A 19,326-nucleotide genomic window follows, 5' to 3' on the forward strand; every position below is an offset into this window, starting at 1 on the left:
TTCTTTCGTGTTTGCCTAGTGACGGGAGGGGAACTCGCATCGCATCATCGGGAAGAGAGTGGGTACAGAAGCTCGAGGGGGGTGCGGGTCAGCTGGACGCCGAGTAGCCCATCCGGATGGAGGCGATGAGGCGGTCGAGTAGGTCGTCCCACACCGTTCGGGAGGACTCGTCGAGCGTGGCGCCCGTCGTGGCGATCCAGTGCACCGCCACGACCGCGACGCCGTTCATCACGGTGCTGACCAGGATCGCCACCTCGAACGCGTCGATCGCGGTGCTGCGATCGGCGATCTCGGTGGTGAGCTGCTGGGTGGCGCGGGTGAAGACGTCGGTGAGAGCGTGCTGGGAACGGCCGTTCTCGCCATCCGCGGCGAGGACGCCCCAGAGGTAGGCGACCACGGTGGGCAGGTCGACGGCTCGAAGGGCCGTGGTGATCTCGTCGAAGAGCGCCACCCGACTGCCGTCGCCCGCGGGCGTCGCCCGCGTCGCCGCCCGGAAGTCATCGACGGTGACGCCGAGCAACCGGGTGCAGGTCGTCATGATCACGTCGTCGAGCGAGGTGAAGTGGTTGAACACCGTGCGCCGGGAGACGTCGGCCCGGTCGGCGAGTTCGTTGACACTGAATTGAGGCTTGCCCCGTTCGCGGATCAGCGCGTCGGCGGCGTCCAGGATCGCCCGACGGTGCCGTGCCTTGATGTCGGCACGCCGATCGGGGGCGATGAGGGGCGGAATCACATACTTACACTAAGTGCAACGACGCACAAGGTGCAATGCACTCCCAGCTGTTCTACAGGTCCCGGGGAGCGAGACCCACGAGAGCCTCGATGAGGGACTCGGCGCTGCGCTCGTCGGCGATCACGTCCACGCGCAGGCCGATGGCCGCCGCATCCTTCGCCGTGCGCGGGCCGATACAGGCGACCAGGGTGGTCCGGGGAATCGGGCCGAGCTGATCCTGCACCTGCTGCGCGACGCTCCCGCTGGTGACCAGGACCGCGTGCACCCGTCCGGCCTTGATGTCGGTGACGACCCGGTCGGAGACCGGCACCCCGACGGTGCGGTAGGCCACGACGGACTCGACGTCGTGGCCGATGCGGCGCAGGCCCTCGGTGAGCAGCGGTTTGGCGATCTCGGACCGCAGGGTGAGGATGCGCAGAGGGATGACGCCGTGGGTGGCGGCCTCCCAGTCGGCGAGCAGGCCCTTGGCCGAGTTGTCCTCGGAGGGGACGATGTCGACGTGGTAGCCCGCGGCAACGAGCGCGGCGGCAGTGGTCTCGCCGACCGCGGCGATGCGGGTGCCCGGCGCCACGACGGCCCGGTGGGAGGAGAGCACATCGACCGTGGTGGCGCTGGTGACGGTCATCCAGTCGAAGTCGCCGGCGGCGAGTTTGGCCAGGGCCGTGTCGAGGGCCGCGGCGTCGTCGGTGGGCGCGAAGTTGATCATCGGAGCGACGATCGGCATGGCGCCGCGGGAGCGCAGGTTAGCGGCCACCTGGTCACCCCAGGGCCCGCCGCGGGGCACGAGGACCCGCCAGCCGGCCAACGGCTTGTCCGGATTGTGCCGCACGGCGCTCACGAGGTCACCGACAGCGGGGCGATCTCGGCGGCCCCGCCGGCGAGGAGCTCCCTGGCGGCGCGCTCGGCGACGTCGAGGGCGGCATCCTGCAGGTCGACAGCGGAGTGTGACTCGGGGGTCGCCGCGTGCGATGCCGTGATCCGGCGGGTGCCGTCCGGGCTGTACACGGTGGCGGTGAGGAACAGCAGGCCGTCGTCGAGCACAGCGGTGGCCCCGATCGGGGCCGCGCAGCCGGCCTCGAGCCGGGCGAGCACGTGTCGCTCGGCCGTCACGGTGGCCTGGGTGGTGGCGTGGTTGAGCACGGCGAGGGCCTTGGTGAGCAGGCGGTCCGGCTTACCCTCGCGCACCTCGATGGCCAGGGCGCCCTGCCCCGGCGCGGTGGGCCAGTCGGAGAGTTCCAGGTAGTCGGTGGCCACGTTCTCGAGCAGGCCCAGGCGGCCCAGGCCCGCCGCGGCGAGCACCACGGCGTGCAGCTTCTCGTCGGCGACCAGCGCGAGCCGGGTACCGACGTTGCCGCGGATGTCGACGACCTCCAGGTCGGGACGCTGGGCGCGCAGCTGCGCGGCGCGGCGGGGCGACCCGGTACCGACCGTGGCACCCTCGGGCAGGGTGGCCAGGGTGAAGCCGTCCCTGGCGCAGAGTACGTCCCTGGCATCCGCGCGCTTGGGCGTGGCGCCGATGGCGAGGCCCGGGTACTCCTCGGTGGGCAGGTCCTTGAACGAGTGCACGACAACGTCGCACTCGTCGTTCAGCAGGGCCTCGCGCAGGGCGCTGGCGAAGACGCCGGTGCCGCCCAGGCTGGAGAGGGATTCACGGGACACGTCGCCGTGCGTGGTGATCGGGATGATCTCCACTTCGCCCCCGGTCGCCGCCTGAATGCGGTTGGCGACGGCCGTTGTCTGGGCCATGGCCAAGGCGCTGCCCCGGGTTCCGACGCGGATGATGCTCACGGCGCGACACCGGCGACGGCCGGCTTGAAACCGAGGCGCACGTTCTCGCAGCAGCCCGGCCGGCAGATGTCGTACCAGGGGCCGAGGTCGGTCAGGGCCGGGCGTCCCTCAACGGGCACGTCGTTGAGACGCTCCTCGACGAGGTCGATCAAGCCGCTCACGTAGACCGGGTCGGCGCCGGGGGTGGGCACGCGCACCGAGAACAGGCCGTGTTCCTTCGCCGTTTCGGTGGCCTCGTTGTCGAGGTCCCACATGACCTCCATGTGGTCGCTGACGAAACCGAGCGGCACGATGACGACGGCGCGGATGCCGCGCGCCGGCAGCAGCGCGATGGCGTCGTTGATGTCGGGCTCGAGCCACGGCATGCTGGGCGGGCCGCTGCGGGACTGGTAGACCAGCTGCCACGGGGACTCGAGGCCCTGCATGACCACGTCGGCGACGGCCAGGTGCTGGGCGGCGTATGCGCCACCCTCCCCGAAGCCGCGCTCGGCGGGCCCGCTCTTGGCGGCATCCGTGGACGGGATCGAGTGGGTGCTGAACAGCACCTCGACCTCGGTGCTGAGGTTGATGCCGGGGTTCTGGGCCTTGACGTCGGCCAGGCCCTGGCGCACACCGGTGATGAACGGGGTGACGAAGCCGGGGTGGTCGAAGAACTGGCGGATCTTGTCGATCTGCACGGTTCCGGTCAGCCCGGTGGTGTCCAGCGCCTGGGCGAAGTCCTCCCGGTACTGACGGCAGCCGGAGTAGGAGCTGTACGCGCTGGTGGCGATGGCGAGCAGGCGGTCCTGGCCGTTGGCGTGCGCCTCGGCGATGGTGTCCGGCAGGTAAGGCGCCCAGTTGCGGTTGCCCCAGATCACCGGCAGGTTGATGCCGCGACGGTCCAGTTCGGCCTGCAGGGCAGCGCGCAGCACGCGGTTCTGCTGGTTGATCGGGCTGATGCCGCCGAAGTGGCGGTAGTGCACCGCGACCTCTTCGAGGCGTTCCTCCGGGATGCCGCGGCCACGGGTGACATTGCGCAGGAACGGGATCACGTCGTCCTGGCCCTCTGGTCCGCCGAAGCCGGCGAGCAGGATGGCGTCGTAGTTCGTCATTACTGCAGGACCTCCACAAGCTCGGCGGTCGAGATGCGTCGTCCGGTGTAGAACGGCACCTCCTCGCGCACGTGACGACGGGCCTCCGTGGCGCGGAGCTCGCGCATCAGGTCGACCAGCTCGGTGAGCTCGTCGGACTCGATCGGCAGCAGCCACTCGTAGTCGCCCAGCGCGAACGACGACACCGTGTTGGCGATGGCGCCGCGGAACGCGGCACCCCTGCGGCCGTGGTCAGCGAGCATCGTGCTGCGCTCGGCCTCGGGCAGCAGATACCACTCGAAGCTGCGCACGAAGGGGTAGACGGTGAGCCAGGCCTTGGGCTCAACGCCGCGCAGGAAGCCGGGCACGTGGCTCTTGTTGAACTCGGCGTCGCGGTGCACGCCCATGGCGTTCCAGGTGGGCAGCAGGCTCTTGAGCAGGCGGCTGCGGCGCAGCTCCCGGTTGGCCCACTGCAGGGTCTGCGCCTCGTCGGCGTGGGTCCAGAGCATCGCGTCGGCGTCGGCGCGGAGGCCGGAGACGTCGTAGATCCCGCGCAGGGTCACGCCCTCGGCCTCGACCAGGGCGATGATGTCGTCGAGTTCGTCGACGAACCGCGGCACGTCGCGGCCGTCGAGGTCGTCGGGGTTGGCCGGGTCCTTGCGCAGCACCGTGAAGAGGGTGAATCCGGAGGGCGAGGCCTCGGTGGGTTCAGCCTCTGAGGAGGTGTGTGTAGCGGGGGTGGGCGTGGTCTTGTCTACTGCCTCTCCGGCAGCCGGGTGAGTCATGTCTACTAGTCTCCACCGCTTTGCCCGGAGAGCCAAAAGTAGACCCGCCCACCCGCGCGCTCAGCGGCGGTCGAGGACCGTTTTCACGCCCCACCAAACGATTGTTCCCGCTGCCGCGGCAGCACCCAGGGCGATGCCGGCCAGGGCGAGGGGGTTGTCATCGCCGAGCCTGTGCAACCCGAGGGTGAAGCGCCGGGTATTGATCTTGATCTGCTTGGGCACATTGAGCTTGTACTCGATGGCGTCCAGCGTGCCGGCGAGCGCGGCACGCGCCCGGTCGGCTTCGGAGCGCAACTCGGCGGTGCTTCGGTGTTCCGGCGTGGTCTCCGGGCTCTTGTCAGTGCTCATACTCGCCAACTCCCTTGAATGCGTCGACGTCCTTCTGGATGCTCGCGGTCACGCCATCCGGGTCGTGGCGGGTGCCCTTTTTGACCCGGTTGAGCCCGATCAGGGCCAGGATCACCGCGATCAGGAGCAGCGCGACGGCCACGATGAGGGCGGCCAGCCAGAGCGGCAGCACGAGGTCGAGGGCGATCACGGCCAGGGCGATGAACACGATGATCGCGAAGAAGCCGAACACCGCGGCACCGATGAACAGGCCCAGGCCGATGCCGACGTTCTTGGCCTTGCCGGAGATGTCGGCCTTGAAGGCGTCGATCTCGGCCTTGACCAGATCGACGATCTGACCCGGAAGCTCGCTGAGGAGCGTGAACAGTGACTGCTTGCTCTTGGGGTTGTACCCGCTGTTGCTCACTGGCATCCTTCCTTGGACTGTCGTCTGTGAGATTACTGCGCGGCCGAGGTGTCGTCGGCGGCCTTCGCGGAGTCAGCCGCGGAGGTGGCAGAGGCCGCGGCGGCCTTGGCGGACTGGGTGGCAGACGCAGCGGCCTTCGTGGCCGCGGTGGCGGCGCCGGACGCGCCGGTGGCCGGGGTGCCCGTGGTCTTGCCGGCCTTGTCGGTCTTGTTCGACACTGCAGAAGCGACCTTCTTGCCGGCTTCGTAGAGTGCGCCGGGAACGTCGCCGACACGCTCGAGGGCGAAGTCCTTGACCTCGTTCACGCGCCTCTGCACGGGCGGCCGGTTCCAGAGGTCCGAGGCGGCCGACGCGATCTGGTCGTAGCGCTGACGTCCGGCGCGTGCACCCAGCACGTAGCCGACGAGGCCACCCGTGATGAAAAGAAGCTTTCCCCGCATTGTGACTCCATTCCTATACGTTCATGAGTTGCCAGCGTAGCCCCCCAGCCCGGGGAGGCACATGTGTACGGGACCTCAAAGACTCCTGATCAGAGGTCTAGCACTGCCCGCCTGACCCGGATACCCGCCGCGAGGGCGTCGGGGATCACCGAGGCCAAGCCGGTGCCGGAGAGCCAGCCGCCGGTCACGTCGAGGCCGGGCGTGGTCTCGACGACCTCCCGCACCCGGCGGATGCGTTCGGGTGCGCCGATCGTGGCCGGCGAGAGGCCGTCGGCCCACAGCGTGCGGGCGAAACCGGCCACCTGACTGTCGGCGAGGTCCACCCCGAGGATCGCGGCGGCGTCCTGCACGGCGAGCTGCTGCAGCTGGGCGTCGCTGAGGCCGAGGGTCGGCACCGGGGCGCCGGCGCGTCCGTAGGAGAGCCGCACAATGTGCCGGCCTGGCGGCGTGAGGGCAGCCACCCAGGCCCACTTGGCGGTGACGTGGGTGATCGCCTTGGCGGTGACGCCAGGGGTCCCCTCCGCCACGAGCGCGCCGGTGCCGCGCGGATGCGCGTCCAGCACCGGGGCGTCGAGCACCAGCGTGGCGAGCTCTACGGCGGCCGGTTCCGGCCAGTCCAGGGCGGCGAGAGCGGCGAATTCGGCGCCGAGCGGGGCCAGCAGGGCCAGCGCGGCTGCCGCCGGCACGGCGAGGATGACCTGCCGGGCTTCGAGGGTGCCCGGCTCGGCGTCGGCCGCGGCATCGGCATCCGCCGTCGGGGCAAGCCGGACGGCCCACGTGCGGGTGGTCGTCGCGGTGCCGTCGGCGCCGGTTTCTTCGGTGTCAACGGGCGTGAGGCCGGTCGCGGCGGTGCTCGTGCGAATCTCGACGTCGTAGGTGTCGAGATCGGTGACGAGGGCGGCGACGAGGCGGTGCATGCCGCCGTTCAGCCCGCGGACGGCGGAACCGGCCGGTGCGGCGGTGCGGAGAGCCGTGACGGCGCCGGAGAGCGACCCGGCCGTGGTGAGGGCGCGGTTGAGGCCAGGGGCCACGACGTCGACCTCGAGGTCGGCGGCCGCGGTGGCGTAGACGCCGCCGGCGACCGGGTTGACCAGGCGTTCGAGCACCTTGGTGCCCATCCGTTTGCCGACGAGCTCACCGAGGCTCTGCTCACGGCCGATCTTGAGCACCGGCATCAGCCTGTCGGCGTAGGCGCGCAGGGCGCCGGACCAGCCGATCGCGCGGCGCACGTCCTCGGCCAGCGGTGAGCCCGGAATGCCGAGCACGCCGGCCTTGGGCAGCGGCACCGACATCGGGGCTCCGCCGGGCCGGTGCGGCGGCAGGTGCAGCCAGGCCCCGGCCGGGTTCGGTTCGATGATCTCGGCGGTGAGGCCGAGGTCGGCGATGAAGGACGCCACGGTGTTGCCGCGCACGGCGAAGCTCTCCGCACCGGCATCGAGCCGGAGGCCGGCGACCTCGTGGCCGGCCACGGCTCCGCCCGGCTCGTCTGCGGTCTCCAGGACGACAACGCTGAGCCCGAGGTGGGCGCACTCGCGGGCCGCCACCAGACCGGCGACACCTCCGCCGATGACCAGAACGTCCTTCATGACCTTGCTTTCCGCCGGCGGCTCCCGCCGGCACGTGCTCGAGTGAGCGGTGTTCTAGGACGCGCTGGAAGTGCTCGATGTCGTGCTGTGCACGAACTCGACGAGCCGGGTGAGCACGTCGGGGTTCGTCTCCGGCGGCACTCCGTGACCCAGGTTGAGCACGTGGGACGGCGCCGTGCGGCCGCGCTCGAGCACATCGAGAACGTGGGCTTCCAACACCGGCCAGGGCGCGTTCAGCAGGGCGGGGTCGATGTTGCCCTGCACCGGCACGACACCGCCGAGGCGCCGACTGGCCTCATCCAGCGGCACCCGGTAGTCCACCCCGACGACGTCGGCGCCGATGCCGTGCATGGCCTTGAGCAGTTCGCCGGTGCCGACGCCGAAGTGCACAACGGGCACGTTGCGGCGGATCGACTCCGGATCGGCGGCCGCGTCGGCGGCGGATTCCGTGTAGGTGAGGTCGCGCACGTGCGCGATCGCGGCGGTGGACGCCGGGGCGACGAAGCGGGTGTAGTCGTTGAGCGAGAGGGCGCCGGCCCAGGAGTCGAACAGCTGCGCGGCGCTGGCGCCGGCGAGCACCTGGGCGCGGAGGAACCGGCCGGTGACCTCGGCGGTCCAGGCCATCAGCCGGGCCCACGCGTCCGGATCCGAGTGCATGAGTGTGCGGGCGTGGATGTGGTCCTTGGACGGTCCGCCCTCGACGATGTACGCGGCGAGGGTGAACGGCGCCCCGGCGAAACCGATCAGCGGGGTCGAGCCCAGCGCAGCGACGGTGAGCGCGACGGCCTCCCTGATCGGGGCCAACGCCGTGTCGAGCACGGCGGGGTCGAGCGCGGTGAGACTGTCGACATCCGCCGCGGTGCGCACCGCCTTGGCGAGCACCGGGCCCTTGCCGGCCACGATCTCCACGTCCACGCCCACGAGCTTGAGGGGCACCACGATGTCGCTGAACAGGATGCCCGCGTCGACACCGTGCCGGCGGATCGGCTGCAGGGTGATCTCGCTGGCCATGGCGGGGTCCAGGCAGGCGTCGAGCATCCGGGTGCCCACCCGCAGCTCACGGTACTCGGGCAGCGAACGGCCGGCCTGGCGCATGAACCAGACCGGAGTCACGTCCGGACGGGTGCCCTGGTATGCCCGCACGAGCCGGGAGTCTGCGGTGAGGCCGGAAGAAAGTGGGTGTGTCGTCTCGAGGTTCATCACTCTCGATTGTCCTCTACATCGGCCGGGGGAACGATTCGAGGTGTTGTTGCACACACCGTAGAATCAAGCGGTGTTGATTTGTTTGTCCGCGAACCACAAGAACTCCAGCTTTGACGTGCTCGAAAAGCTGTCTGTGGGCGCCGACTCCGCAGCGGGCGGGATGCTCACGGGGCACGATGCACTCAGCGGCGCCGTGGTCGTGGCCACCTGCAACCGCTTCGAGGCCTACCTCGACCTCGACGAACCGTTCGGGGTCTCCCCGCTTCCCGCGGTCTACGCCGCGATCGACGCCGTCAGCGCGAGCACCGGCGTAAGCGCCGACCTGCTGCGCGACACCCTGGACCTGGTGCACGGCAACGGCGTGGCCGAGCACCTCTTCGCCGTGACCAGCGGACTCGAGTCCGTGGTCGTCGGCGAGGGCGAGATCGCCGGCCAGGTGCGCCGCTCCCTCGAGGAGGCCCGCGCCGCCGGCACCACCAGCCCCGAGCTGGAGCGCCTGTTCCAGCGCGCCTCGCAGACCTCCCGCGGCGTGAAGAACCACACCGGCATCGGCGCCGCCGGGCGCTCCCTGGTGCGTCTGGCGCTGGAACTGGCCGAGAGCCGGGTCACCGACTGGGCACACACCCGGGTGCTGCTCGTGGGCACCGGCCGGTACGCCGGCGCCTCACTGGCGGCCCTCCGTGAACTCGGCGTCACCGACGTGCGGGTCTATTCGTCGTCGGGCCGGGCCGAGAAGTTCGCCGTGGCCCACGACATCTCGGCCGTGTCGACGGATGCCGATGCCCTGGCCGCCGAGACCGCCCTGGCCGACCTGATCCTCACCTGCACCACCGTCGATCACCACGTCATCGATGCGGGCATCCTCACCGCCGGCCGGGCGCTCCTCGCCGCGACGCACGCCGGTATCGGTGCGCCGGTTGCCGAGGCCGGTCCCGTGCGCTCCTGTCCCGTCGGGTCAGAGGCCGAGGCGGCCCGCCAGCTGGTCATCGACCTCGGCCTGCCGCGCAACGTCGACCCCGACGTCAGTGACGTGCCCGGGGTGGAACTGCTCGACCTCGAGACCATCCGCATCCACGCCCCCCTCGAACAGCTCAACGCCACCAGCGAGGCGCGCGCGCTGGTGGGCCGCGCCGCCAGGAAGTTCTCGGCCGTTGCCGAGGAGCAGAGCCTGGCGCCCGCCGTCGTGGCGCTGCGTTCGCACGTCTTCGACATCCTCGACGGCGAGATCGAGCGGGCCAAGCGGCGCGGTGACACCAGCGAGCAGACCGAATCCGCCCTGCGGCACCTCGCCGGGGTGCTGTTGCACACGCCCATGGTGCGTTCCCGCGAGCTGGCCCGTGCCGGCGATCAGGAAGCATTCCTCGGCGGGCTCGACGCCCTGTTCGGCATCGAGGTGACCCTGCCGGAGACCACGGCGGCGCCCGTCGGACTGCCCGGCGCGGCCGGCCTCTCCGACGCCGCGTCCTGACCCGGTCGTCACGGTCGCCCGGAGGCGCAGCATCCGGAGTCATGCGGGTGCGGCGCCGCTCTGCGGGTGGCGCGCCACGCGCACAGCGGCGCCCGACCCGCGAGACGATCAAGCGGGTCAGGCGCCGGATGGGGCGGGTTACGCTCCGCGCAGGCGCACGGCCAGGTAGGCGTCGAGCTCGGCCAGGGGCACGCGCTCCTGCGCCATGGTGTCGCGGTCACGCACGGTGACGGCCTGGTCCTCGAGCGAGTCGAAGTCCACCGTGATGCAGTACGGCGTGCCGATCTCGTCCTGGCGGCGGTACCGGCGGCCGATGGCGCCGGCGTCGTCGAAGTCCACGTTCCACGATTCGCGCAGGCGCGCGGCCAGCGAGCGGGCCATCGGCGAGAGGGCTTCGTTCCGCGAGAGCGGCAGCACGGCGGCCTTGATCGGGGCCAGGCGCGGGTCGAGCTTGAGCACGGTGCGCTTGTCGACGCCGCCCTTCGCGTTGGGCACTTCTTCCTCGTGGTACGCATCCACCAGGAACGCCATCAGCGAGCGGGTCAGGCCGGCCGCGGGCTCGATCACGTAGGGGACCCAGCGTTCGTTCTTGGTCTGGTCGAAGTAGGAGAGGTCCTTGCCGGACGCCTCCGAGTGCGTCTTGAGGTCGAAGTCGGTGCGGTTGGCGACACCCTCGAGTTCACCGAACTCACTGCCGGAGAAGCCGAAGCGGTACTCGATGTCGACGGTGCGCTTGGAGTAGTGCGAGAGCTTCTCCGCGGGGTGCTCGAACAGGCGGAGGTTCTCGATGTTGATGCCCAGACCCGTGTACCAGCTCATCCGCTGGTCGATCCAGTACTGGTGCCATTCCTCGTCGGTGCCGGGCTCCACGAAGAATTCCATCTCCATCTGCTCGAACTCGCGCGTGCGGAAGATGAAGTTTCCGGGGGTGATCTCGTTGCGGAAGCTCTTGCCGATCTGACCGATGCCGAACGGGGGCTTCATGCGCGCGGCCTGCAGCACGTTGGCGAAGTTCACGAAGATGCCCTGCGCCGTCTCCGGGCGCAGGTAGTGCATGCCGGCCTCGTCGTCGACCGGGCCCAGGAAGGTCTTGAGCAGGCCGGAGAACGCGCGCGGCTCGGTCCAGGTGTGCCGGTTGCCGCAGTTGGGGCAGGCGATGCCGTCGATGCCGCCCTCGGGGGCGCGGCCCTTCTTCTCCTCGAACTCCTCCACCAGGTGGTCCTCGCGGAAGCGCTTGTGGCAGCTGGTGCACTCCACCAGCGGGTCGGAGAAGACCTCGACGTGGCCGGAGGCCTCCCAGACCTTGCGCGGCAGGATCACCGAGGAGTCCAGGCCCACGACGTCGTCGCGGCTGGTGACCATGAAACGCCACCACTGCTTCTTGATGTTCTCCTTGAGCTCCACACCGAGGGGCCCGTAGTCCCAGGCCGACCGGCTGCCGCCGTAGATCTCACCGGCTTGGAAGACGAAGCCGCGGTGGCGGGCGAGGGCGATGACGGAATCAAGACGGGAAAGTGCGGCCACGGTGGCTCCAATGGTCCAAAAGGATGGTCAAAATACCGGGCAGAGGCCCGGGTACGGATTCGACCATTTTAGCGATGCGGGCACGGCCCCCGATTACGGGCGTTGTCTGCGGCCGGCAGCGGCGATATCTTCGACTCGTTCGACTCACGCCCGGCTTGTTCTGGCTTTCCATCGGCTCCAACGACCGGCTCCGGGGGGAGGACCGCCGTGCGGCAGGACCCCGCCATCACCCGGCGCACTGTGCTGGCCTCGCTGGGTCTTTCCCTCACCCTCGCCGGCTGCGCGACCCTCGCAGCCGCTCCGCGCCCGAGCGTCCCGGCAACCACGACGCCACCGACTCCCAGCCCCCTCCCCCGACCGTTGCCCGGCGCGGTACCGCCGCCCGTGCCCGTCACCCAGCCCGCGCCCGGTCTGGTGCGGGTTCCGGTGCCGCCCGGCACCCTGTCCGACCTGCCCGGCGAGGGCACCCTGCTGGCCTGGACCGTCGACGACGGCTCCAGCAGCGAGGTGGTGGCCCGGTACATCCGCTTCGCCGCCGAGACGGGAACCAGGCTCACCTTCTTCGTCACCGGCTGTTACGACGCCTGGACCGACAACGCCGACCGGCTCCGGCCCCTCGTGCAGACCGGCCAGATCCAGCTGGGCAACCACACCTGGTCACACCCCGACCTCAGCACCCTCAGCGACGCCGACGTCACCACCGAACTCCAGCGCAACCACGACTTCCTCAGCGACACCTACGGCGTCGACGCCCGGCCCTATTTCCGGCCGCCGTACGGCGTGCACGACGATCGGGTGGATGCCCTGGCCGCCGCGCTGGGCTACACGGTCCCGACCACCTGGTACGGGTCGCTGGCGGACTCGGGGCTCCTCACCGAACAACAGGTGGTGGATTTCGCGACCACCTGGTTCCTGCCTCAGCACATCGTGATCGGGCACCTCAACTTCGAACCGGTCACCAACGTTTTCCCGCAGTTGCGCGCGCTGCTGCACGACCGCGGGCTGACCACCGTCACCCTCAACGACGTGTTCACCAGCGCGGCTCATCCGTGACTTTCGCACCTCACGACACGTCACCAGCGGGACCAATGGCACCGTCGCCGAGCGCGACGAGTGTTACCGTTACCGAGTTACCCGGCAAAATGCTGTGAGTTTCTCTGTGTTTTCATAGACCGTGTATCTCAAAGAGGAGTACCGATGGGCGCGACGTCCAGCATTCCGCAAGGCGCAACCGACGATCCAGACCTGACCCAGGACCCGGCCCTTCCGCCGGTGGCCCTGGATCCCAGAATCCATGAGGCCGAGGAGGCCCACTGGACCCCGGTGAAGATCGCGATCTGGGTGGCCATCGCGCTGCTCGGCGGGCTGAGCTGGGTGATGTTGGCCGTCGTGCGCGGCGAGACCGTGAACGCCATCTGGTTCGTCTTCGCCGCCATCTGCACGTACCTGATCGGGTACCGGTTCTACTCCAACTACATCCAGAAGCACCTGCTGCACCCGGATGACCGGCGGGCGACCCCCGCCGAGTACAAGGCGGACGGCAAGGACTACGCCGCCACCGACCGCCGGGTGCTCTTCGGCCACCACTTCGCCGCCATCGCCGGCGCCGGCCCCCTGGTGGGCCCGGTTCTCGCCGCCCAGATGGGTTACCTGCCCGGCACGATCTGGATCATCGTCGGTGTGGTGTTCGCCGGTGCGGTGCAGGACTACCTGGTGCTGTTCTTCTCGATGCGCCGTGGCGGCCGGTCGCTGGGCCAGATGGCCCGCGACGAGCTCGGCCGGGTCGGCGGCACCGCCGCCCTGCTCGCCACGCTCACGATCATGGTCATCATCGTCGCCATCCTCGCCCTCGTCGTGGTCAACGCCCTCGCCGAGAGCGCCTGGGGCGTCTTCTCGGTCGGAATGACCATCCCGATCGCCCTGTTCATGGGCTGCTACCTGCGCTTCCTTCGCCCGGGCAAGGTCACCGAGATCTCGATCATCGGCTTCGTACTGCTCATCGCCGCGATCGTCGGCGGTGGCGCGATCAGCGAAACCACGTGGGGTGCGGCCCTCTTCACCATCGACAAGGTGCCGCTGGCGATCGGCATCATCGTCTACGGTTTCATCGCCGCCATCCTGCCGGTCTGGCTGCTGCTGGCCCCGCGCGACTACCTCTCCACCTTCATGAAGATCGGCACCATCGGCATGCTCGCCATCGCGATCATCATCGTGCGGCCCGAGATCCTGGTCCCCGCGGTCACCGAGTTCGCCTCCAGCGGCGCCGGCCCCGTCGTCAGCGGCACCCTCTTCCCGTTCCTCTTCGTCACCATCGCCTGCGGTGCGTTGAGCGGATTCCACGCGCTGATCGCCTCCGGCACCACGCCCAAGCTGATCGAGAAGGAACGCCAGAGCCGGTTCATCGGCTACGGCGGCATGCTGATGGAGTCCTTCGTGGCGATCATGGCCCTCGTGGCCGCGCTGTCGATCGACCAGGGCATCTACTACGCCATGAACGCGTCACCCGCCCTCACCGGCGGCACCGTGCAGGGCGCGGCCGCGTTCGTGAACGGCCTGGGCCTGACCGGCGTGAGCGTCACCCCTGAGCTGCTCACCCAGACCGCGATCAACGTCGGCGAGGAGTCGATCGTGTCCCGCACCGGTGGCGCCCCGACCCTGTCGGTGGGGCTGGCCAACATCATGCAGCAGGTCGCCGGCGGCAGCGGCATGATGGCGTTCTGGTACCACTTCGCGATCATGTTCGAGGCGCTGTTCATCCTCACGGCAGTGGATGCCGGCACCCGCGTCGCGCGGTTCATGCTGCAGGACAGCCTGGGCAACATCTTCCCGAAGTTCAAGGACACCAGCTGGCGCACCGGCGCCTGGATCTGCACCGGCATCATGGTCGCAGCCTGGGGTGCGGTGCTCGTGATGGGCGTCACCGACCCGCTCGGCGGCATCAACACGCTGTTCCCGCTGTTCGGGATCGCCAACCAGCTGCTGGCTGCGATCGCCCTCGCCGTGTGTATGGCCATCGTGGCCAAGCGCGGACTGTTCAAGTACATCTGGATCGTGGCGCTGCCGCTCGGCTTCGCGGCCGTGGTGACCATCACGGCCTCGATCCTGAAGATCTTCTCGACCGTGCCGTCGGTGGGTTACTTCGCCCAGAACGCCGCGTTCTCCAATGCCCTGGCCGCCGGGGAGACGAGCTTCGGCACGGCTACCTCGGTGGAGGCGATGGAGGCCGTGGTGCGCAACACCATGGTGCAGGGCATCCTCTCGATAGTCTTCGTCACCCTCGCCGTGGTCGTGATCTTCACCGCGCTGCAGGCCACCTGGAACGCGTGGAGGACCCACTCCAGTGCGACCAGCGAAGACCCGGCCGTGCCGTCGCGGATCTTCGCGCCGGCGGGCATCATGGCCACGCCGGCCGAGAAGGCCAACCAGGCCCTCTGGGACGCCCTTCCGAAGACCGGCAAGCGCAAGGCGCGCGAGCACTGATGTCGGGCCAGCACTGATGCGCGTCGCCACCGCGGTGCGCTCGGCCGCGGCCGGGCTCGCCTGGTACGTCAGAGGGGTCATGGGTGAGGATGCCTACGACAAGTACCGCGCGCACCACGAGTCGGTGCACGGCACGGATCCCTCGGCACCGGTGCTGACGGAACGGGAGTTCTGGCGCGACCAGACCGACCGTCAGGACACCAACCCCCAGGGCCGGTGCTGCTGAGCGAGTCCCTTCTTCTTCGGTACTGCGGCCCGCCCGGGTGAATATCCGGGCGGGCCGTAGCATTGGAGGCGATGACTGACACAACGAAGCCCCCGCTGACGACTCCGACCAAGCCCCCGCTCAACAAGGACACCCGGCTCTGCATCTCGCTGGCCGCGCGGCCGAGCAACTTCGGCACCCGGTTCCACAACTACCTCTACGAGCAGTTCGGGCTGGACTTCGTCTACAAGGCGTTCACGTCGACCGACCTGGCCGGCGCCATCGCCGGGGTGCGGGCGCTCGGTATCCGCGGCTGCTCGGTGTCGATGCCGTTCAAGGAGGATGTCATCGCTCTCGTGGACGAACTCGACGCCTCGGCCACGGCCATCCAGTCGGTGAACACCATCGTCAACGACGACGGCTACCTGCGGGCGTACAACACCGACTACATCGCCGCGGCCGACCTGCTCAGAGCCAACAACCTCGACCCGGCCACCCCGTTCCTGTTGCGCGGCTCCGGCGGCATGGCCAAGGCCGTCGGTGCGGCCCTCCGCGACACCGGCTTCGCCGCGGGCACCATCGTGGCCCGCAACGAGAGCCGCGGCCGGGCCCTGGCCGACGAGCTCGGCTACAGCTGGCTGGCCGAGCCCGGCACCGCGACGGCACCGCTGCTGGTGAACGTCACCCCGATCGGCATGGCCGGCGGCGCGCAGGCCACCGAGTCCGCCTTCACGGCCGCGGCCATCGCCGCCGCCGACACCGTCTTCGACGTCGTGGCGCTGCCCGCGGAGACGCCGCTGGTCCTCGCGGCGCGGGCGGCCGGCAAGACCGTCATCACCGGCGCCGAGGTCATCGCCCTGCAGGCCGCCGAACAGTTCGAGCGCTACACCGGCGTACGGCCGACCCCCGAGCAGGTGCGGGACGCCTCGGCCTTCGCCCGCGCGTGAGCGACGCTCCGGCCGCGCCCGCCGGCGCGCACCCCGACATCCTGGTCGCCGCCGTCGCACTCATCCGTGACCGCCGGGTGCTCATGGTCACCGCCCGCGGGCGGGACGTCTGGTTCATGCCCGGCGGCAAGATCGACCCCGGCGAGAGCGAGGCGGATGCGGCCGCCAGGGAAGCCTAGGAAGAGGTCACCGTGCGCCTGGACCCCGCCGCCCTCGAACCCCTGTTCACGGTGCTGATCCAGGCACACGGTGAACCCGACGGCCGGCTGGTGCGGATGAGTGTGTTCGGGGCGCAGACCGTCGAGGAACCCGCGGCCAGCGCCGAGGTGAGCGCCCTGCACTGGGCCACCTCGGCCGACCACCAGCGGTGCCCGCCGGCCGGCGTCGAGGTGCTGCGCCGGCTGCACGCCGCCGACCTGATCGACTGAGCGTCGCGCTGCGGGGGCAGCGGGGGCAGCGGGGACCCCGGATGCCCCCGTCCAGGTGGAGCCGGTACGGTGGAAAGGCCGAACCCGTCACGCAGCTGCCGAGCTGCCTTCGGCTCCCCCACGCACGAAGGAGATCTATGTCGGTGCTCGACAGGCAGTTGGTTCCAATTTTCGAGGAGGTCCTCGACCGGAACCCGGGCGAAGCCGAATTCCACCAGGCGGTGCGGGAGGTTCTGGAGAGTCTCGGACCGGTGGTGACCAAGCATCCGCAGTACGCCGACTCGGCCGTGATCCGACGCCTGTGCGAACCCGAACGCCAGATCATCTTCCGGGTGCCGTGGGTGACGGATTCGGGCAAGATCGAGGTGAATCGCGGGTTCCGGGTGGAGTTCAACTCCGCCCTCGGGCCGTACAAGGGCGGCCTGCGCTTCCACCCGAGCGTCAACCTCGGGATCGTGAAGTTCCTGGGCTTCGAGCAGATCTTCAAGAACTCCCTCACCGGGCTGCCCATCGGCGGCGGAAAAGGCGGGTCGGATTTTGATCCGAAGGGCCGCTCAGACGCCGAAGTGATGCGTTTCTGCCAGTCGTTCATGACCGAGCTGTACCGGCACCTGGGTGAGTACACGGATGTTCCGGCCGGTGACATCGGCGTCGGCGGGCGTGAGATCGGCTACATGTTCGGCCAGTACAAGCGCATCACCAACCGCTACGAATCCGGCACGATGACCGGCAAGGGACTGAGCTGGGGCGGTTCCCAGGTGCGCACCGAGGCGACCGGCTACGGCACCGTCTTCTTCGTCGACGAGATGCTCAAAGCCGCCGGCCAGGGCTTCGACGGCAAGCGCGTCGTCGTGTCCGGCTCGGGAAACGTTGCGATCTACGCCATCGAGAAGGTGCACCAGCTCGGCGGCACCGTGATCGCCTGCTCGGACTCCGGCGGTTACGTCGTCGACCCGTCCGGGATCGACCTCGCTGTGCTCAAGGAGGTCAAGGGTGAGCGCCGGGGACGGATCGCCGAGTATGCGACCCTGCGCCCGGGAAGCGTCACGCACGTTGCCGGCGGGTCGATTTGGGATGTTCCGTGCGACATCGCGCTGCCGTGCGCGACCCAGAACGAACTCGACGCCGACGGCGCCGCGGCACTGATCCGCAACGGCTGCCAGATCGTCGCCGAGGGCGCGAACATGCCGACCACCCCGAACGCCGCCCGGTTGTTGGCGGAGGCCAACGTGTTGTTCGCTCCCGCGAAGGCCGTCAACGCGGGCGGGGTGGCCACCAGCGCGCTGGAGATGCAGCAGAACGCGTCGCGTGACTCGTGGACCTTCGAGCACACCGAGGACCGTCTCGCCGAGATCATGCGCGGCATCCACGATCGGTGCCTGGAAACCGCTGACGAGTACGGGACACCGGGAAGTTACGTGGCCGGGGCGAACATCGCCGGCTTCACCAGGGTCGCCGACGCGATGCTCGCGCTGGGCGTCATCTAGGCGACGAGCCGAAACCCCCGGCGCTGCCGGTGCACAGTCGGTGCGCGGGCGGCGCCGCGGGCGTACCCTGCCTGCATGACCGACGAGCAGCCACTGCCCTGGGCCGCGATCCGGCTCTGGGAGATCGGCATGTTGCAGCAATCCACCGGCAGCGGCCTCGAGCACTGGCTGGCCCGCATCCAGGAGTTGGACCCGCCCGACGAACACGCCCTGCGCGAGTGGTTGGGGACCGAGGGGCTCAGCGGCTACCCGCGCGCACTGCTCGTGCACGAGACGTTCGGCTACCCGGATTCCACGGTGCGGGCCGCCGACGAACTGATCGACGCCCAGTATGCCGACCGCCCGTCGCTGCGGCCGATTCTGGACGCCGTGCTGCTGTACGCCGGCGACCTCGACGAGGTGGGCATCCAGACGCGCACGACGCACGTCGCGTTGTCCGGACCGCAGCGCACCTTCGCCGTGGTGCAGCCGACCACCCGGCACCGCGTGGACCTGGGTCTGCGCATACCGATGCCTGACGTGGCACCGAGCACCCGGCTGCGGCCGGCCACCGAGCTCGGCGCCGACTTCCCCGCCCGGATCCCGCTCACCTCCGCCAGTCAGGTCGACTCCGAGGTGGCCGCCTGGCTGAAGCACGCCTACGATGCGACGCTCTAGCCTCGTGCGCCCGGCTCGCGAAGGTTCAGCGCACCGTTCGCGGGCTATGGTGGCGCCGTGAGCGACGACGCCGAACGTGTGCACCCGGACGACCGGGCCGCGTGGCGGGCCTGGCTGGCGGAGAACCACACGACGAAGACCGGCGTGTGGCTGGTCACCTGGCGGCAAGGCTCCGGGATGCCGGTGCTCGGCTATGAGGAGGCCGTGCTCGAGGCCCTCGCGGTGGGCTGGGTCGACAGCAAGGGCGGCAAGGTCGACGAGCGGCGCACCATGCTCTACTTCGCGCCGCGCCGCCGCGGCAGCGCGTGGTCCAGGCCCAATAAGCAGCGCATCGAACGGCTCCGCGCCGAGGGACTGATGCGGGACGCCGGGGAGGCTGCGGTGCGCTCCGCCGAGGCCGACGGCTCCTGGATCCTGCTCGACGAGGTCGAGGACCTGATCGTGCCGCCCGACCTGGCCGAGGCCCTCGCCGCCCTCGACGGTGCCCGGGCGAACTGGGATGCCTTTCCCCGCTCTCCCCGCCGTGGCATCCTGGAGTGGATCGTGCAGGCCAAGCGGCCCGCCACCCGCGCCGCCCGCATCCGGGAGACGGCCGAGGCGGCCGCGCGCAACGAGCGCGCCCACCAGTGGGTCCCCCCGGCCCAACGCCGCGAACCGTGAGAAAGGCCCCACACCCGATGCTTGGGTTCTAGCGGTCGTTGCAACACCCCGTACTTCTGGGAGTTGCAACGACCGTGTCTTCGTTAACGAGTGGAAACCCGTCTTCGGGTG

General features: G+C 69.8%; 21 protein-coding genes. 10 read left to right on the forward strand and 11 right to left on the reverse strand.

The features are described 5' to 3' along the window. Positions 1 to 88: 88 nt before the first annotated feature. From RCH12_RS15150 to hemE, 10 genes are all read right to left on the reverse strand, one after another. Entirely contained in the window at positions 89 to 733 is a 645-nt protein-coding gene (locus RCH12_RS15150; protein ID WP_103429835.1) for a TetR/AcrR family transcriptional regulator, read from the reverse strand. 52 nt (positions 734 to 785) lie between these two features. Then, positions 786 to 1,571 (reverse strand): uroporphyrinogen-III synthase, encoded by a 786-nt coding sequence (locus RCH12_RS15155; protein ID WP_327017417.1) that lies wholly within the window; start codon positions 1,569 to 1,571, stop codon positions 786 to 788. Next, positions 1,568 to 2,521: a hydroxymethylbilane synthase gene (gene hemC / locus RCH12_RS15160; RefSeq protein WP_103429837.1), complete on the reverse strand. Its 954-nt coding sequence runs from the start codon at positions 2,519 to 2,521 to the stop codon at positions 1,568 to 1,570. Before hemC ends, RCH12_RS15155 begins: the two co-directional genes overlap by 4 nt. Then, positions 2,518 to 3,612: a ferrochelatase gene (locus RCH12_RS15165; protein ID WP_327017418.1), complete on the reverse strand. Its 1,095-nt coding sequence runs from the start codon at positions 3,610 to 3,612 to the stop codon at positions 2,518 to 2,520. The genes hemC and RCH12_RS15165 overlap by 4 nt, the downstream gene beginning before the upstream one ends. Continuing rightward, on the reverse strand, positions 3,612 to 4,376 hold the full coding sequence (hemQ, locus tag RCH12_RS15170; RefSeq protein ID WP_327017419.1) for a hydrogen peroxide-dependent heme synthase: 765 nt from the start codon (positions 4,374 to 4,376) through the stop codon (positions 3,612 to 3,614). Before hemQ ends, RCH12_RS15165 begins: the two co-directional genes overlap by 1 nt. Before the next feature lie 60 nt (positions 4,377 to 4,436). Then, positions 4,437 to 4,724, reverse strand: coding sequence for a DUF3618 domain-containing protein (locus tag RCH12_RS15175; protein ID WP_103429840.1), 288 nt, complete (start codon positions 4,722 to 4,724; stop codon positions 4,437 to 4,439). Next, positions 4,714 to 5,130, reverse strand: coding sequence for a phage holin family protein (locus tag RCH12_RS15180; RefSeq protein WP_165787928.1), 417 nt, complete (start codon positions 5,128 to 5,130; stop codon positions 4,714 to 4,716). The genes RCH12_RS15175 and RCH12_RS15180 overlap by 11 nt, the downstream gene beginning before the upstream one ends. A gap of 32 nt (positions 5,131 to 5,162) precedes the next feature. Then, a complete protein-coding gene (locus RCH12_RS15185; protein WP_103429842.1) occupies positions 5,163 to 5,570 on the reverse strand; it encodes a hypothetical protein in 408 nt (135 codons plus the stop codon). A gap of 89 nt (positions 5,571 to 5,659) precedes the next feature. Continuing rightward, positions 5,660 to 7,156, reverse strand: coding sequence for a protoporphyrinogen oxidase (hemG, locus tag RCH12_RS15190; protein ID WP_327017420.1), 1,497 nt, complete (start codon positions 7,154 to 7,156; stop codon positions 5,660 to 5,662). A 54-nt stretch (positions 7,157 to 7,210) separates the two neighbouring features. Next, the gene (hemE, locus tag RCH12_RS15195; protein WP_327017421.1) at positions 7,211 to 8,356 is read right to left on the reverse strand and encodes a uroporphyrinogen decarboxylase; all 1,146 of its coding nucleotides are present in this window, start codon (positions 8,354 to 8,356) and stop codon (positions 7,211 to 7,213) included. Between the two features lie 73 nt (positions 8,357 to 8,429). Here hemE and RCH12_RS15200 point away from each other — a divergent pair, with 73 nt between their 5' ends. Continuing rightward, positions 8,430 to 9,827, forward strand: a complete 1,398-nt coding sequence (locus tag RCH12_RS15200; RefSeq protein ID WP_103429845.1) for a glutamyl-tRNA reductase — start codon at positions 8,430 to 8,432, stop codon at positions 9,825 to 9,827. 138 nt (positions 9,828 to 9,965) lie between these two features. Here the strand turns inward: RCH12_RS15200 and RCH12_RS15205 are convergent, their stop codons facing one another. After that, positions 9,966 to 11,351 (reverse strand): glycine--tRNA ligase, encoded by a 1,386-nt coding sequence (locus RCH12_RS15205; protein ID WP_103429846.1) that lies wholly within the window; start codon positions 11,349 to 11,351, stop codon positions 9,966 to 9,968. Between the two features lie 207 nt (positions 11,352 to 11,558). Here RCH12_RS15205 and RCH12_RS15210 point away from each other — a divergent pair, with 207 nt between their 5' ends. The 9 genes from RCH12_RS15210 to RCH12_RS15250 all read left to right on the forward strand — a co-directional run bounded on the left by RCH12_RS15210 (position 11,559) and on the right by RCH12_RS15250 (position 19,215). Beyond that, entirely contained in the window at positions 11,559 to 12,404 is an 846-nt protein-coding gene (locus tag RCH12_RS15210; RefSeq protein WP_327017422.1) for a polysaccharide deacetylase family protein, read from the forward strand. Between the two features lie 144 nt (positions 12,405 to 12,548). Further along, positions 12,549 to 14,831, forward strand: a complete 2,283-nt coding sequence (locus RCH12_RS15215; protein WP_103429848.1) for a carbon starvation CstA family protein — start codon at positions 12,549 to 12,551, stop codon at positions 14,829 to 14,831. Positions 14,832 to 14,847: 16 nt separating this feature from the next. Beyond that, on the forward strand, positions 14,848 to 15,057 hold the full coding sequence (locus RCH12_RS15220) for a YbdD/YjiX family protein (protein ID WP_103429849.1): 210 nt from the start codon (positions 14,848 to 14,850) through the stop codon (positions 15,055 to 15,057). Between the two features lie 71 nt (positions 15,058 to 15,128). After that, positions 15,129 to 15,983 (forward strand): shikimate 5-dehydrogenase, encoded by an 855-nt coding sequence (locus RCH12_RS15225; RefSeq protein WP_327017423.1) that lies wholly within the window; start codon positions 15,129 to 15,131, stop codon positions 15,981 to 15,983. Further along, positions 15,980 to 16,162, forward strand: coding sequence for an NUDIX domain-containing protein (locus tag RCH12_RS15230; protein WP_327017424.1), 183 nt, complete (start codon positions 15,980 to 15,982; stop codon positions 16,160 to 16,162). Before RCH12_RS15225 ends, RCH12_RS15230 begins: the two co-directional genes overlap by 4 nt. A gap of 12 nt (positions 16,163 to 16,174) precedes the next feature. Continuing rightward, positions 16,175 to 16,411 (forward strand): hypothetical protein, encoded by a 237-nt coding sequence (locus RCH12_RS15235; protein WP_327017425.1) that lies wholly within the window; start codon positions 16,175 to 16,177, stop codon positions 16,409 to 16,411. 137 nt (positions 16,412 to 16,548) lie between these two features. Continuing rightward, on the forward strand, positions 16,549 to 17,898 hold the full coding sequence (gdhA, locus tag RCH12_RS15240) for an NADP-specific glutamate dehydrogenase (protein WP_327017426.1): 1,350 nt from the start codon (positions 16,549 to 16,551) through the stop codon (positions 17,896 to 17,898). 75 nt (positions 17,899 to 17,973) lie between these two features. Next, positions 17,974 to 18,555: a DUF5655 domain-containing protein gene (locus RCH12_RS15245; RefSeq protein ID WP_103429852.1), complete on the forward strand. Its 582-nt coding sequence runs from the start codon at positions 17,974 to 17,976 to the stop codon at positions 18,553 to 18,555. 57 nt (positions 18,556 to 18,612) lie between these two features. After that, on the forward strand, positions 18,613 to 19,215 hold the full coding sequence (locus tag RCH12_RS15250) for a YdeI/OmpD-associated family protein (RefSeq protein ID WP_327017427.1): 603 nt from the start codon (positions 18,613 to 18,615) through the stop codon (positions 19,213 to 19,215). The last annotated feature ends 111 nt before the right edge of the window (positions 19,216 to 19,326 follow it).

The organism is Cryobacterium sp. MP_3.1, from assembly GCF_035984795.1.
Taxonomy (GTDB): Bacteria; Actinomycetota; Actinomycetes; order Actinomycetales; family Microbacteriaceae; genus Cryobacterium; species Cryobacterium zongtaii.